Source organism: Lacrimispora brassicae (assembly GCF_054772055.1).
This window is the reverse complement of record NZ_BRYH01000020.1, coordinates 42,406-58,951: the sequence shown is the minus strand read 5'-3', so window position 1 is coordinate 58,951 and position 16,546 is coordinate 42,406. Positions and strand designations below refer to the sequence as shown.

At 43.2% G+C, this 16,546-nt stretch carries 12 protein-coding genes and 1 pseudogene; 12 read left to right on the top strand and 1 reads right to left on the bottom strand.

From position 1 onward, the window contains the following. Positions 1-15 precede the first annotated feature (15 nt). From ACYVD3_RS09495 to ACYVD3_RS09450, 10 genes and pseudogenes are all read left to right on the top strand, one after another. Complete coding sequence (locus ACYVD3_RS09495) at positions 16-846, top strand: carbohydrate ABC transporter permease (protein WP_460642266.1); 831 nt, start codon at positions 16-18, stop codon at positions 844-846. Between the two features lie 31 nt (positions 847-877). Further along, positions 878-3,352, top strand: coding sequence for an alpha-mannosidase (locus tag ACYVD3_RS09490; protein WP_460642265.1), 2,475 nt, complete (start codon positions 878-880; stop codon positions 3,350-3,352). After that, complete coding sequence (locus ACYVD3_RS09485; RefSeq protein WP_460642264.1) at positions 3,345-4,346, top strand: ROK family protein; 1,002 nt, start codon at positions 3,345-3,347, stop codon at positions 4,344-4,346. Before ACYVD3_RS09490 ends, ACYVD3_RS09485 begins: the two co-directional genes overlap by 8 nt. A gap of 21 nt (positions 4,347-4,367) precedes the next feature. Continuing rightward, entirely contained in the window at positions 4,368-5,801 is a 1,434-nt protein-coding gene (locus ACYVD3_RS09480) for a xylulokinase (RefSeq protein WP_460642263.1), read from the top strand. Between the two features lie 272 nt (positions 5,802-6,073). Next, positions 6,074-6,688 carry a hypothetical protein gene (locus ACYVD3_RS09475; protein ID WP_460642262.1) on the top strand — a complete coding sequence of 205 codons (615 nt, stop codon included), beginning with the start codon at positions 6,074-6,076 and terminating at the stop codon, positions 6,686-6,688. Positions 6,689-6,915: 227 nt separating this feature from the next. Further along, complete coding sequence (locus ACYVD3_RS09470) at positions 6,916-8,151, top strand: allantoate amidohydrolase (RefSeq protein WP_460642261.1); 1,236 nt, start codon at positions 6,916-6,918, stop codon at positions 8,149-8,151. Between the two features lie 360 nt (positions 8,152-8,511). Then, the gene (locus ACYVD3_RS09465; protein WP_460642260.1) at positions 8,512-8,871 is read left to right on the top strand and encodes a molecular chaperone Hsp90; all 360 of its coding nucleotides are present in this window, start codon (positions 8,512-8,514) and stop codon (positions 8,869-8,871) included. Positions 8,872-9,224: 353 nt separating this feature from the next. After that, on the top strand, positions 9,225-10,079 hold the full coding sequence (locus ACYVD3_RS09460; protein ID WP_460642259.1) for a Cof-type HAD-IIB family hydrolase: 855 nt from the start codon (positions 9,225-9,227) through the stop codon (positions 10,077-10,079). A gap of 536 nt (positions 10,080-10,615) precedes the next feature. Beyond that, positions 10,616-11,152, top strand: a pseudogene (locus ACYVD3_RS09455) (ATP-binding cassette domain-containing protein); the annotation flags it as partial. 271 nt (positions 11,153-11,423) lie between these two features. Then, a complete protein-coding gene (locus ACYVD3_RS09450) occupies positions 11,424-13,346 on the top strand; it encodes a glycoside hydrolase family 3 C-terminal domain-containing protein (protein ID WP_460642390.1) in 1,923 nt (640 codons plus the stop codon). An 83-nt stretch (positions 13,347-13,429) separates the two neighbouring features. Here the strand turns inward: ACYVD3_RS09450 and ACYVD3_RS09445 are convergent, their stop codons facing one another. Next, complete coding sequence (locus ACYVD3_RS09445; RefSeq protein WP_460642389.1) at positions 13,430-13,534, bottom strand: AraC family transcriptional regulator; 105 nt, start codon at positions 13,532-13,534, stop codon at positions 13,430-13,432. A 62-nt stretch (positions 13,535-13,596) separates the two neighbouring features. Here ACYVD3_RS09445 and ACYVD3_RS09440 point away from each other — a divergent pair, with 62 nt between their 5' ends. After that, on the top strand, positions 13,597-15,795 hold the full coding sequence (locus ACYVD3_RS09440; protein WP_460642258.1) for a pyruvate formate lyase family protein: 2,199 nt from the start codon (positions 13,597-13,599) through the stop codon (positions 15,793-15,795). A gap of 11 nt (positions 15,796-15,806) precedes the next feature. After that, on the top strand, positions 15,807-16,544 hold the full coding sequence (locus ACYVD3_RS09435; protein WP_460642257.1) for a glycyl-radical enzyme activating protein: 738 nt from the start codon (positions 15,807-15,809) through the stop codon (positions 16,542-16,544). The last annotated feature ends 2 nt before the right edge of the window (positions 16,545-16,546 follow it).

Here is a 16,546-nt window from a genome sequence, read left to right as displayed (position 1 = left end):
GGAGGGATAAGTCATATGAAGATAATCATGAAACGTATTGACCAGTGGATTCCCTATCTGGTATTGATTTTTATAGGGACATGCTTTCTGCTTCCTCTGTTGTGGCTTCTGTTTGCCTCTCTGGATCTGACAGCCACCCAGGCATTTAAGGTGCCGGGCCATATCAGCCTTGAGAATTTCAAGGCAGTGGTTCTGGATACCAGGAACCAGCAGAGTTTTTTTAACAGTGCGGTTATCTCCGTTTCACAGACATGCATTGTGCTTGTATGTTCTATACTGGCCGCATATCCTCTGTCCAGATATGAGTTAAAACACGGACAAAAGATTACAATGGCCATGCTGTTCCTCACATCCATTCCCATAACTGCGGTGATGGTTCCCGTGTACCAGTTGTTCATAGGAATACGCCTGGTAGACAGTACCCTTGGCGCCATTATATTCCTGTCATCCTCCGCTCTTCCCTACGGTATCTGGATGATGAAGAATTTCCTGGACAATGTTCCCATAGAGTTGGAAGAAGCAGCCTGGACGGATGGCGCTTCGGCTATTACAAGTATTGTAAAGGTAATTATTCCGCTGATGCTTCCGGGAATATTTACTGTTGCCATGTTTACCTTTATTGGCAGTTGGGGGAATTTCTTTGTTCCTTTTATACTGCTTCAGTCCAATAATAAGCTGCCGGCAGCGGTCAATATCTACCGGTTTTTCGGCCAAAGAGGTGCAGTGGTTTATGGCCAGTTAGCAGCCTATTCCGTATTGTATATGATGCCTGTATTCATACTTTATGGGCTGTCCCAGAAATATATGTCCCAGGGCTTTTCCATGAGTGGAGCTGCCAAGGGCTAAAACACAATTGACAGTTTTAAGGAGGACGAAAATGAAGAAACTGCACATGATTGGCAATGCCCATTTGGATCCGGTATGGCTCTGGGATTGGAGGGAAGGAAGCCATGAAAATATGGCGACCCTGTATTCGGCAATAGAACGTCTGGAGGAATTTGAGGATGTGGTATTTACCTCCAGTTCAGCACAGTTCTATGAGTGGATAGAAGAGATGGAACCGGAAATGTTTGAACGAATCAGGAAATATGTGAAGCAGGGCCGCTGGATCATATGTGGAGGCTGGTGGGTACAGCCTGACTGTAATCTGCCGGATGGTGAGTCCTATGTCCGCCATGCCTTGATTTCACAGAATTATTTCAAATCACGCTTCGGAACCATCTCCACGGTTGGTTACAATGTCGACAGCTTTGGGCACAACGGAAATATGCCGGCCTTGCTGCGTCAGGCAGGAATGGATTCCTATGTTTTTATGCGTCCGGGCCCTTCTGAAAAGGAACTTCCGGGAAGGAATTTTATATGGGAGTCTAAAGATGGATCACGTGTGGCGGCATTCCGCATTCCTTTTACATACTGTACCTTTGGGAATCTGGAGAGCCATATCGATGACTGTAAAAAAGAATTTGACTCCTATTCAGACCACTGCATATGCTTTTACGGGGTAGGAAACCACGGAGGCGGTCCTACGATTGAAAACATTGAAACAATCCGCCGCATCATGGAGCAGGCTGAGGATGAAGATCGTGTACGTCTGGTATTTGACAGCCCCAAGGGTTATTTTGATTCATGCCGTGAGGAACAGAAAGACTGGCCTGTGGTTCATGGTGAATTGCAGCACCACGCCAGCGGATGCTACAGCGTGGTATCTAAAATGAAGGAATGGAACCGCAAGACGGAGCATGAGCTTCTGAGAGCAGAAAAGTATTGTGAAATGGAACGTGGGCTCCTGGATGCCACGAGGCAGGAGGATTTTACCAGGGCATGGAAAAACCTGTTATTCAATCAATTCCATGACACCCTGGCAGGTTCTGCCATTGAACGGGCATATGAGGATGTGTGGATTCAACTGGGTGAAAGCCGTTCTATAGCTGCCAGGAATGAGAACAGGGCGCTCCAAAGGCTATCCTTTGCTGTGGATATTCCTTTCGAAGAGAAGATGATTCCTGTAGTGGTGTTCAATCCCCACTCATTTCCCTGTTGCCAGACAGTAGAATTTGAAACCGGATTTTTTTCTAATGACCCGCTTGATCAGTATCTGGAAGTAAAAAACAGCAAAGGTGAATTGGCTGACTATCAGTTCATAAACCCCGAGGCAAAGATTCCCAACCGGACCAGGATTGCGTTTAAGGCTTCCGTGGGGGCTTTTGGTTATGAAACTTACCGTATTGTGCAAAAAGGCGGGGAGTGGCAGGGAATTCCGGGTGTTTCCAGGTGGAAAAAAGTATGTGGAGAGAATTGCATGGAAAGGGCTGTGTTGGAAAATGACAGGCTGCGCATTGTGTTTGACGGCAGGGAAGGCGCCATGGTTTCATTTTATGACAAAAACCAGAACTTGGAGTACATGGAAGGCGGTGCCGGATCTCCTGTTGTGTTTACGGATGAATCCGATACTTGGGGACACGGAGTCTTTCGATTTGATGATCTGTGCGGAAGATACCATGCAGACCGGATGTTTTATGCGGAAAACGGACCGGTACGGAGTACGCTTGTCATTCAGTGGAGTTATGAAAAGTCATATCTGGAACAGCGTTTTACTCTGGAACAGGGAAGTGACAGCCTGAAGGTTCTGTGCACTGTGGACTGGCGTGAGCAGAATAAGTGCCTGAAGCTGCAGTTTCCTCTCAATCTTATGGACTGCACCTGTACCTGCCAGGTTCCCTTTGGGATTCAGGAACGGGCAGCCGATGGAGAAGAGCAGCCCATGCTGGTTTGGAGTGATGTTTCCGGAAGACAGAAGGGGGACTGTACCGAATCAGGATTGTGTTTTCTGACAGACAGCAAAAGCAGTGGTGCCCTGGACGGATCCAGCTACTATATTACGGTTCTTCGCAGCCCTGCTTTTGTACATCACCATCCATATCAAATAGAGGAAGGGGAGCAGGTATCCTATGTGGATCAGGGAAAACAGACATTTACGTATGAAATGGCTCCCCACAAAGAAAATTGGCAGGCGTCCAGCGCTGTGAGAAAGGCTCTTATGATGAACCAGCCGATGACACTGGTTCCCCAGTCATGTCATCCAGGTAATCTCCCACAGCGTTACAACGGGATTGTCTGCAACTGCAGCCATGTAGTATTATCTGCGTTTAAACGGGCCCAGGATGGTTGCGGAACCGTGGTGCGTTTTTATGAGACAGAGGGCCGGGAGGCCAGAGCACTGATTGAGATTCCAATGATAAAGTTTGCGCAGAAGCTGGTATTCAGCCCCTACGAGATACAAAGCTTTTATGTTGCGGATCAGGGCAGTGAGGTAAAAAAGGTAAATTTCATGGAGTGGGATAAGAATGAATAGAAAAACAGATAAAAGATACGCAGTTGGAATTGACATCGGGGGCACTAAATGTGCCGTTGTCCTTGGAAAGGGAGAAATACCTGATTCCTGTGAGGATGACTTTATTATCGAACGCCGGTGCTTCCAGACGAAATCCCACAATAGCTGGCAGGAAACAATAAATCATATCATAAACGTAACGGAGACTCTGTTGGCTGACAGAGGAATAGAACCTGTAAACCTGATTGGAATCGGAATAAGCTGCGGCGGGCCTCTGGATTATCAGAAGGGAGTCATTTTAAGTCCGCCTAATCTTGTGGGCTGGGATCAGGTCCCCATTGTGGAGCTATTGAAGAATCGCTTCAAAGTGCCTGTATATCTTCAGAATGATGCCAATGCCTGCGCCCTGGCAGAGTGGAAGTTTGGGGCTGCCCGGGGAAAAAGAAATGTGATATTCCTTACCTTCGGAACAGGGCTGGGTGCCGGGTTAATTCTGGATGGCAGACTGTATCACGGAACCAATGACATGGCTGGTGAAGTAGGCCATGTCCGTATGTCAGAGAACGGTCCTGTGGGTTACGGCAAGTCTGGTTCCCTGGAAGGCTTTTGCAGCGGCGGCGGACTGCTTCAGCTTGGGAAAATAAAAATTCTGGAGAGGCTTCAGCTTGGAGAACGTCCAGAGCTTCTTGAAGAAGCTGGAGGGCTGGAACAATTGACTGCAAAGCATATAGGGCTGGCAGCAGAGGCTGGCGATCCTCTGGCCTGTGAGATACTGGAGACCAGCGCACACTATCTGGGACGGGGGCTGGCACTTCTAATAGATGTACTGAACCCGGAAATGATTGTAATAGGGAGCATTTTCCAGAGGTGTGAAGCATTTATCCGCCCGGAGATGGAAGTAGTTATCCGTAAGGAAGCATTGATGCGCTCAGCCGAACAGTGCCAGATTGTACCGGCTAAGCTTAAGAATGCCATCGGATACTATGCGGCGCTTTCCGTGGCGTTTGGTTTATAGGCATTGATGGGAGGCACGGACATGTATACACTGGGGATTGACCTTGGTACTTCAGGGATGAAGGCAGCGTTAATGGATAGCAGTTTGAGGATTGTGGACGAATGTCTTGAGGAGTATGATATCCATCTTCCTCAAAAAGGCTTTGCTCAACAGAATCCGGCAGAGTGGTATAAGACCATGGAGACTTGCCTGAGGAGACTGGATTGCTCCAAGGTGGCCGGGGTAGGATTTTCAGGGCAGATGCATGGACTGGTGATGGCCGATGAACATGGGGATGTCCTGGATGAGGCTATTCTTTGGTGCGACCAGAGAAGCACTGCCCAAGCCGATGAAATATGTTCTGTCATTGAAGAACTTGGACGGAGGATATATAACCGGACAGCCAGCGGATTCATGCTGGCATCACTTCTATGGATTAAGCAGAACCAGCCGGAGCTATTCCACAGAATACGCCGTGTCATGATGCCTAAAGATTATCTGGTATGGAAAATGACAGGTGTTTTCTGTACGGAACCAGGAGATGCAGTGGGAAGCGGAGCCCTGAACCTGGAAACTATGGAATGGGATCTCCAGCTTTTGGAGCGGCTTGGGATTGATGCAGGCCTGTTCCCGCCGGTAGTTCCGTCGGAGCAGGTTGCCGGAGACACGCAGGCGGAGTTAGAAACGTTGAAACAGGGAATACCGGTTATATGCGGGAGCGGTGACCATGGAATGCAGCTACTGGGTAACGGTATATTTTCGCCTGGAACCCTGAGTGTGAATATAGGGACTTCCTGCCAGATATCCGGGGTTGTGGGTGTTCCATCTGAATTCTCTTGTAGGGAACTGTATCTGTTTGCCCACCCTGTGGGTGGATATTTCAGCATGACAGGTACGGGATATAACGGCGGAGGGGTTTTTAAATGGTTGAGAAACACCTGGTATCCCGGGATTCCCTATAGAACACTCACGGATATGGCAGAAAAATCCGTACCAGGCAGCAACGGTGTTACATTCCTTCCTTTTCTGAATGGTGAGAGGGGGAGAGAGGAACTTCAGGGAAACTTCTATGGAATCCGCCTGACCACCACTGCGGCTGATATAATACACGCCTGTCTGGAAGGAATTGTCTTCCGTATCAGAGAGTACCGTGAAATGCTTTTGGAACAGGGAGTCGATGGTAATATGATAGTCCTCTCAGGTGGAGCTTCGGCCAGTCCGTTCTGGATGCAGATAATTGCGGATATCCTACAGCTTCCTGTATATACTGGCCCGTTTGAGCAGCAAGCTGCCGCTGGCGCAGCTCTCTTGGCAGGGATGTCAGTGGAAGTGTTTCCCTCCCCAATCTGTCTTGAACAGGAACTCAAAGGGCGAATGATGTGTGTGGCCAGGCCTGAGGAGAATAAGCATGAATGTTATGACAGGTTCTATGGGCAATACAGGAAACTGAGCTCCACATTGTTTTCGGGGAATTAGATTATAGGATGATTGATTTAATAAAGGCTTATTTTAAGCGTGGCGGTGGAGAGTGCTTCTTGAGTACTTTTCACCGTCTTTCTTTAAAACCACAGCCCATTTTATGTTCTGCTTTCCGTGTATAAAGAGGAATTAAATGAGTGTGTAAAGGAAAAAAGAATAGCACATGAATCCAACACTTTTTGGTCAATCAATTTCAATTCAAAATTTGTAATATATTCCACCTTATGTTATGATATTACTTATAAAAATAGAAACGGGGGAAGTAATGTATGGAGACAGAAGTTATAAGGAGGAGGCTGGGATTTTGGGTAAAGAAAGTCAAAAGAATCACTTTATTTATTGCTGCGATCCTGATAATTGGATCGGCGGAAACAAGGTATTCTGGCGGTGTTATAATTGCACAAGCCCATTCGGAACGAACAGATTCCCAAGGCGGACATCACGATTATAAAAACAAAAGTGGTTTGGGCAGTTATCATTATCACCACGGTTATCCAGCTCATTTACACTCAAACGGTGTGTGTCCTTATGAAAATGGTAATGGAGCATCTTCTTCTAAGCAAACCTCTGGTTCAACATCAACACTGGAAAAGAAAGCAGAGCCATCTTTAAATGTTGAAGATTATAATTTGGTATTTGATTCAACATTCTATTATAATAATAATTCGGATGTGCAAACTACGGTGGGAAGTGATCAACAAAAATTACTGGAGCATTTTGTTATTTGTGGTATGGCAGAAGGACGTAAAGGATGTAGTGACTTTGACGTAATGACATATAAAGACAACAACCCTGATTTAGAGGCAACATATGGGGATGACTTTAAAAAATATTATGAGCACTTTATGAATTGTGGGCATAAAGAAAATAGAGTTCATAATTAAAAACAGATAATAGAGCAAATGAAATATGAAACTTTTTTCGGTTTTTTCAAAGTTGTCAATGGAAGTATATCATGTTCATTAATTTGCTGAAATATCTTGAAATAGCAGAAAAACCGAACTTTAAACGGAGTATAGATTATGCAGCTTATCAACTTGGAAAGAAGCACGAGATTGCATTCTATATAGTTATATAAAATCTGTGAAGTACATAAAAGGAGGTAAATAACATGATTCAGTGCAATTATGAAAGAATGGAAGATAAGATTAAAACTTTCAGCCGGTTTGGAGATACGGGAAAGGGTGGAATTACCAGATTTTCCTTATCGGAAGAAGCTTTAGCCGCAAGAAAAGAATTCGTTAAGCGCATGGAGGCAATCGGTGCCTCCATCGCAACAGACGATATGGCAAATATATATGCAACCATTGCCGGAACAGAAGATTTACCTGCCATTGTCTCAGGTTCCCATATGGATTCCGTACGGCAGGGCGGGAATTACGATGGGATTCTGGGTGTCTTAACAGCAATGGAAGTGGCAGAAACCATAGTAAAAGAAAAAATACCTCACAGGCATCCGATTACGGTTATTGTATGGACCAACGAAGAAGGCGCCAGATTTGAACCGGCAATGATGTCTTCCGGTGTTATTTGTGGAAAATTTAACAAGGAAACCATGCTGGCTTCACAGGCAAAAGACATTCCAGGGTATACCTTCGGAGAGGCTTTGGAAAAAAGCGGGTTTAAAGGAAAGGAAGAAAACCGGCTGGATCCGTCTAAAACAAAGGCTCTGGTGGAACTTCATATTGAACAGGGCCCGGTACTGGAAGCAGAAGGAATAGATATTGGAGTTGTAGAAGGTGTCTGCGGTATGATCAATTTCGAATTTACATTTACCGGGCAGGCAGGTCACGCAGGAACAACACCTATGAAATACCGTAAGGATGCTCTTTATGCAGCGGTAAAAACCATTCAATATCTCCATGATGAGCTGGACCGGTTAGACAGCAAATTGGTTTATACCACTGGAAAAATTTCTGCCCATCCCAACATTCACACCATAATACCGGATGAAGTAAAAATTACCCTGGATGCGAGACATCAGGATCCCGAAGTGATCAAACAGGTGCTTGCAGTTATTAAAAGAATTCCAAGGGTTGTGGAGCAATGCAAAGTGGCCTATGAGGAAGCATGGTCACGCAAGACCGTGAGCTTTACTGCCGAACTGGTTGATTATGTGGAAATAAGTGCACAGGAATGCGGCTATTCCAATGGGAGAATATACAGCGGTCCTGGTCATGATGCGCAGTTTGCTATAGATCTGGTTCCAACTACCATGATATTTGTACCAAGTGTAGGCGGGCATAGCCATTGTGAGATCGAATATACTCCAGTAGAAAACTGCTTAAAAGGGGCTAATGTACTTTTAAATACAATTTTGCATATTGATAAGCATTATGTGGTTTAGTACCATTTTGAAAAATAAACTTTACTCCATAATGAATGAAACCATTCCTGCAGAATAAAGTTCATAAAGCAGCCATGAAAGGGCAGGAGAGTGGAGATTAATAAAGTTTATTTTCACTTAATGACCGGGGGGGGGGTTGAACTGAATAGCCGGGGTACTCTGGGGATAAGATATTGGTGGGATAGTAAAAGGAGAAGCTTTGGGAGGGTAGTTAGAAAAACCAAATACAGACTGCTTGATACTGTGGTTCGTATAGATGATTGAGTACATGAAAATAGAGTTATGTGTCTTTAAATTGCAAAGTCTGATTGATTATGGTAAAATATAGAAAAATTCCAGAAGAAAGAAGGTATATCAATTATGGACAAAGAAGTATTAAATTATGCTGTTGAAAAAACACACGAATTAATGAATGCGTCATCTTGCAGCAGTGAGGCAAAAGCAGCAGCCCAAACCTGGTTGGACGCTATTGGAACTGAAAAGGAAGCCGCAGAAACAAAAAAGTATATTGATGAACTGGAGGCAGATATTATACCGATTGACGGTTTAATCGGTTTTGCAGAATCGGATACTGGAATTCATGTTTTCGGAGCGGACACTGCTAAGAATATCGCGGCACATGCAAAGGAAATCAAGTCTGCCGGAGCGAAATATTGTGATTGTCCTGCTTGTGCATCTGCAGTAGCGATTCTTGATAAGAAGGATATCCTTCTTAAATAAGAAAACCGTGTATCAGAAAGTGATACAGTCAAATGCAAATACGTTTTAACAATCAGAATGATGAGAATGGCTGTCACATCAATGATGAAAAATCAGTGGTATGACAGCCCTATTTTTCGGATTTTTATGGTTATAAGCCTACCTGTTTCTGATATTTTATTGACATATGGATGTGCATTACAGGTCCTGCCTCCCGAATTCGGATTTATTTTTTAGTATACAAATATATGTCATATGCATTGCGTCTTTTACTGGATAAAATACGATTGTCATGTCGAAATATGCAATTTTTATTGTAATTCATTTGCGCTTTTACTATGTTATATCATAAAACGAAATAGAGGGGTAATAGGATGAGTGAAATTAAAGTAATTATTATGGATGTTGATGGAACACTATTTAACAGTGAAAAGATGATTACCGTTAAAACTAAGGAAGCATTACTAAAGGCACAGTCGGCTGGGGTGAAACTTGTTCTTGCTTCCGGAAGACCCACAACAGGATTGTTTCGGTTAGGAAAAGAGTTAGAAATGGATCAGCACCATGGATTGTTTGTTGCTTATAATGGCAGCAAAGTGATTGATTATGAAACCATGGAAACTCTTTTCAATGAACCATTGAGTCTGGCAGAAGGAAAAGCGGTTTTAGAACACTTAAAGAAATTTAATGTTTATCCGATGATAGATAAGGATGATTATATGTATGTAAATAATGTTTACGCAGACCCAATACAATGGAAAGGCAAATTAATTAACATCATTGAATATGAATCAAGAGGCGGAGGCTATTTGCTTTGTGAAAAAGAGGATTTGTCTGAATTTCTGGATTATAAAGTAAATAAAATATTGACGGCCGGGGATCCTTCTTACCTTCAGGAACATTATAAAGACATGATGGATCCGTTTAAGGAGACTCTAAGTTGTATGTTTACAGCAGATTTCTATTTTGAATATACGGCAAAGGGGATCGATAAAGCCAAGGCTTTGGATACTGTGCTGAAGCCAATGGGATTTGTCCAGGAGCAGATGATTGGATTTGGAGATGGAATGAACGATATCTCTATGATTCAGTACACTGGAATAGGTGTTGCAATGGAAAATGCTGTCCAGGAACTGAAAAATATAGCTCAATATGTTACTACATCGAATGATGAAGATGGAATAGCTGAAGCTTTATATAAATACATGCCGGTATTGAGAGCAGAGTAAAAGAGCACAAGTAAAGTGATAGCAGTGCGGCTGTGTAAAAGACTTGGGGTAACTGGATTTGACATAGAATAAAATCGTAAAAAAAGATGTTAGCAGACTGAAAATTGGCAGTACCAAAATGCTGTGGTATAACGATTGCGTTTCAGTAAAGGAGAGAATAATATGAACTTCTATTTGACAAATCAACTTGTAAAGAAACTCAACTCTGTACAATTCACACCGATGAAACATTGTACAGAGTATAGCGTATAGATGACGCATTAAGATTTCATTGGAAAGCAGGGCAATATTCATACTGATTTTGGTATGCTATTGCTTCTTTCCGTGTGTAAACTTAGCGTATAAAAGGCTATAGGCAATGTTTTTGTCCATAGCCTTTTGCTTTTAAAATATCGGTTTATATAGAACTGAGAGGCAGAAGGCAAATACACTTGTGTGTATTGTCTTCTGCCTTTTTGTGTTTTTATACATGGTTGCTAATTTAACAACAAAAATGAAAGGATTTTGATTAACATGAGTTTACTAGAAATTAACGAATTATCTGGCAGTCCAATATCTCTGTCGGTTATCTCAGCCAGTATGCGGAAATAGACCATAGCTTAACTATGAAAGAATTTTTGAAATCAGCCTTTTCAAGACTATATGGAATTGAAAATGAAATGAGTGTATTATATGAGATGGCCGCAAACGGCGATATGAGATACCTGGAACGTGCAGCTAAACTTCAGGAAGAACTTGAAAGGCATGATTTTTATTCGATTGATACACATATCGAACAAGTAGCAAACGGATTGGGATTGCTTGCTATTGGTCTTGACCGTCCGATTGAGCAAATGAGCGGAGGTCAGCGTGCCAAGGTAATTTTAGCAAAATTACTTCTGGAAAAACCCGATGTTTTTTTGCTTGATGAACCAACAAACTTTTTGGATAAAGAACACATTTCATGGCTTGCCGATTATTTATCAAGATTGGAAAATGCTTTTATGATAGTGTCACATGACTTTGCCTTTTTAGATAAAATCACAAATCGTATTTGTGATATAGATAATGATACCATTACAAAATATAACGGTAAAAATATTCTGAATATCCTAATCTGCCTGGCAGCAGAAAAGAAAAAAGGCTGCCGGGCAGGAAGTTTTTTATAATCATCCTAAAAAACAGATAAGGAGTTAACTGATGAAAATTCTTAAAACAATTAACCAGAATGGCGAGGTTATATGGCCATGACCCATGTAATAAAACAATAAAAAGTAAAAAAAAGACATTCATAGGATAAAGAATTTTACCTCCCGTTATAGTAAGCTATGCATAAACGAACGGGAGGTAAATGTTCCTGTTTTGGTGAACCCAATACATGTGGAAAGGGAATTGACAGATATGGATATGGATTTGGATTTTAAAGCGCGGGCCAGGGCGCTGGTGTCACAGATGACATTGGCGGAAAAAACAGCCCAGTTGAAATATGATGCCCCAGCCATTCCACGGCTGGGGGTTCCGGCTTATAATTGGTGGAATGAGTGTCTTCATGGCGTTGCCAGAGCTGGTGCGGCCACCGTATTTCCCCAGCCGATCGGGATGGCAGCCGCCTTTCATGAAGACCGGCTTTATGAGGTGGCGCAGGCGATCTCAGATGAGGCGCGGGCAAAGTACAATGAGTACAGGAAGATGGGAGAAACGGAAGTGTATCAGGGGCTGACATTCTGGTCGCCTAATATCAATATTTTCAGAGATCCCAGATGGGGGCGAGGCCACGAAACATATGGCGAAGATCCCTTGCTGACCGGTGTTCTTGGGACGGCATTTATCAAAGGCCTACAGGGCGATGGCGTTCACCGGAAGCTGGATGCAACGATCAAGCATTATGCAGTTCACAGTGGGCCCGAAGCAGAGCGGCACAGCTTTGATGCACGGGTGGATGAGAAGGAGTTGTATGAAACGTATCTGTGGGCATTTCGGTATTGTATCGAACACGCAGATCCCAGTGCGGTGATGGGGGCCTATAACCGGGTCAATGGGGAACCCTGCTGCGCCAGTGAAACCTTGTTGATGGATATTTTATACGGCGAATTTGGTTTTGACGGTTATGTGGTATCGGACTGCGGTGCAATCTGTGATATCAACCGGAATCATGGTGTGACAAACAATGAAGCGGAAAGTGCGGCTCTGGCGTTAAATAACGGATGTCAGTTAAACTGCGGCGATGCTTACCGCTGGCTGCTGACGGCGGTGAGTTCGGGGCTGGTTGGTGAAGAGACGGTTACAGAAGCAGCGGAGCGCCTGTTTACAGCACGGTTCCGCCTGGGGATGTTTGATGATTGTGAGTATGACAAGATTCCATATTCCGTTGTGGAATGCGAGGAGCATCAGGCATTAAACCGGAAAATGGCTCAGGAAAGCATCGTGTTATTAAAGAATGACGGGATTTTGCCGTTAAAAGATATCAAATTGATCGCGGTCATCGGTCCTAATAGTGATGATAAGAGTGTTTTGCTGGGTAATTATCATGGCACCCCAGCCAACTATACAACATTTCTGAAGGGGATTCAGGATCACACGGAGGCGGCGGTGTATTATGCCAAAGGCTGCCATATCTCTAAGGATAAGGTAAATGACTGGGAGGAACACCCGCTTGCAGAGGCGGTTCTCGCAGCCCGGCGGAGTGACGTGGTGATTATGTTTATGGGTCTGAATCCTTCCATGGAGGGGGAGGAAGGCGATGCCTTTAACGGGGATCGGGGAGGTGATAAAAAGGATATCGAATTGCCGAAATCGCAGCAGCAGCTGTTGGATGCGATTGTGAAATGCGGAAAGCCGGTGATTTTTGTCAATGTCTCGGGCAGCTGTATCAATTTGTCAGAACCGGATCAAAACTGTGCAGCCGTTATTCAGTGCTTCTATCCGGGAGCAGAGGGAGGCAATGCGCTGGCGGACATTTTGTTTGGCGACGTTTCACCAAGCGCCCGGCTGCCGGTCACCTTTTATCGAACGCTGGAGGATGTTCCTGCTTTTGAAGATTATTCCATGAAAAACCGTACTTATCGGTTTTATGAAGGGCGGCCGCTGTATCCGTTTGGTTATGGGCTGACTTATTCTGAGATTCAGGAGGAATGGCTGGATTCCAATACGGTGAAGGTTATGAATTGCGGCAATTATGATACCTGGTATTCGGTGCTGCAGTTTGAGAATGAGGAACGGCGGAAACTGATTGGATTCAGGAAAGTCTGGCTGGAGAAAGGAACTGAACAGATTATATTGATGTCATAATAGAATGATATAGACGGTGGACAGGCGTTTAGCGCGGCCACCGTCTGTTGGCTAACGGGTTAACAGATATTGGAGAAGCTGTTTCAACGCGAATTTTTTATAAAAAGAACAGGACTGATTCCTTCATGCTTTTTGAATATTTTGCTGAAATAGAATTCATCACAAAACCCTACATGAGTGAAATACAATCCATCAAAGTTGATATCCAATCAGATCACCGCAGAAACTAAAAAAACAGGAGGAATTGAAAATGACATTGTCAGAACAAGGCAATTATATGTTGGAATTTTTTGAACGATATTATAGTTATCCGGAAAAGGAAAAAGGAGAAAGAGAGGCTGCATGTCTGGAAATTCAGTATAAGTATGCTATTTTATTCCCGGAGAAGCAGGACCTTTTGCTGGGGCGGTATGAGAAACCCGGGATAGGATTTGCCATGCAGGATTTTGGGATGGGATATTATCAGAATCAGGAACAGTGCAAAGCGGTGCTAGCCAATGTGGCGGAGCCTTTGAAGAGCCGGCTGACGGATTATCTGGATCAGTGGGAGGCAAAAACCGGACGGGCCGAACTGATCCGTAAAACACCAAAGCATATTCTGGACATAATACCCAATGACAACTTTAAACAGGAGTCCAATGTGGGCTTTTGGCTGTGCCGGATGAGCAGTACCCAGCTTGATTTTGACAAACTGCTAAGGCTGGGGATTCCGGGACTGACGGCGGAGCTGGAGCAGCAGATAGCGGTGACAAAAGACGCTTCAAAGATAAAACTATATCAGGAAATGATTGGGGCATTAAAAGCATTTCAGGCAGTGATCCGGTTTCACCGTGACAAGATCCAGGCGTCAGATCATCCTCACAGGAAGCTGCTGACTGAGGTACTTACGCATATTGCCGACAACCGGCCGTTTTCATTCCATGAGGCGGTACAACTGATGTATTTGTATGCAATTGTATCCGGAACCTATAATTATGGTCGGATGGATGAATATTTAGGTGATTTTCTGACCCATGACTTAACAGAACATAAAATAACCAGAGCACAGGCCAAAGAATTACTGTGCTGTCTGTGGCACCTGATCATTCAGCGGAAAACAACCTGGAATGCCAGAGTCATCATTGGGGGGAAAGGCCGGCGTAATGAAAGAAATGCCGATTTATGTGCACGGTTGATTATAGAGGTTGCATCAATAGTACGAGATGTACTGCCGCAGCTTACTCTTAGGTTTTATGGTGGCCAGGATGAGCATCTGATGGAAGATGCATTAAAAACCATTGGGACAGGGTGTGTATATCCTATGCTATATAATGATGAGATCAATATTTCATCAGTGCAAAGGGCATTTCAAATCCCAGAGGAGGAGGCTGTAAACTACCTGCCTTTTGGGTGTGGTGAATATGTGATTTATCATAAATCAGTAGGAACACCCAGTGATATTATAAACATATTAAAGGCATTGGAGATAACATTATTTGATGGCTATGATTATGTCAGTAAAAAGCAATTAGGATTAAAAACAGGTTTGCTTACAGAATATGATAATTTTGAAGACTTTTTTGAAAGCTATTGTAAACAGGCGGAGCGTTATATCACCATTGAGGCAGAGCAGCAAATGGTTGAGTACAATGTGGCACAGGAGCATTCCCCGTTTTTGCTTTGCAGTATATTATTTGATGATTGCATTGCAAAAGGAAAAGCAATTTTTGATGGTGGAGCCAAATACAAGGGAGGAACACTTGAGTTATACGGGAATACAAATACATCAGATTCGTTGTATGCAATACAACAGATGGTTTTTGAACGTAAGGAAATTGGCAAAGCAGAACTACTTGAGATGATAAGGAATGATTTCGCAGGATATGAGAAGCAATGGGAGCTGCTAAAAAATGTTCCCAAATACGGAAATGACAATAGCGGAGCAGACCTTATGGCAAAACGTGTTCATGAGCATGTATGCAATTTTATTAAAGAACAGGCTAAAAGGGTAGGTTTGGATAGCTACCTGGCGGTAATTATTAATAATTCCGCAAACTCTGAGTTAGGAGAATTTACCCTTGCATCTGCAGATGGAAGAAAGGCACGGGAACCAATGGCAAATGCCAACAATCCTTCAGGCGGAAGTGATGTTAATGGATTAACGGCAATGTTAAACTCACTTGTAAAGCTAAGAACTGACATTCATGCAGGAAGTGTTCAGAATTTGAAGTTTTCAAAGGAGATGTTTACTACCTATTATGATAAAACTAAAATGATGATAAAGGTGTACTTTGAAAATGGCGGCTCACAGCTTATGATGAATGTACTTGGACGTGAGGATTTGGAAAATGCATTAAAGGAACCAGAAAAGTACAAAAACCTTATTGTTAGAGTAGGCGGATTTTGCGCCAGATTTGTAGAATTAAGCCCTAATGTACAGCGAGAGATTATGTCGCGAACAATGTATTAGCTGGAGGATCTATGGGGATTGTATTTGATATTCAAAGAGGATGTATTGACGATGGTCCAGGAATAAGAACAACGGTTTTTTTTAAGGGTTGTCCGCTTAAATGCATTTGGTGCCATAATCCGGAATCAAAAAGCAGTGAAATACAGCAATATATCGATCATACCAAAACAGTAGGTTACATTTGCAGTGTCAAGGAGGTTATGTCAATTGTAAGACTGGATAAGGCATACTATAAAGCCTCTGGTGGCGGCATTACAGTATCGGGGGGAGAACCGCTTATGCAGCCGGATTTTCTCTATGAGCTGCTCTCATCAGCTAAGGCGGAGGATATTCATACCTGTATTGAAACAAGCGGCTATACATCAGAAGAAGTGCTTAAACGTATATTGCCGGTAACAGACCTGTTTTTATATGATATTAAAGCCACGGCACAAATGCATAAGGAATTAACAGGAGTTGAGAATAATGTAATTATTAAAAATCTCCAATATTTATATGAAAGCAATGGGAATATTATATTGCGCTGCCCTATTATTCCTACTAAAAATGACAGTAAAGAGCATTTTGCATTTCTCAGATCATTAAGGAGAAAATATCCCAATATTATAAATATACAGTTGATGCCATATCATAATTTGGGTGTGGATAAGGAAAGGAAGCTGGGACTCGAACCACTGTTATGCATAGATAATCCCAGCAAAGAGCAGATTAATCAGTGGAATGAAATGTTAAAAAGCGATGAAAAGTAAAA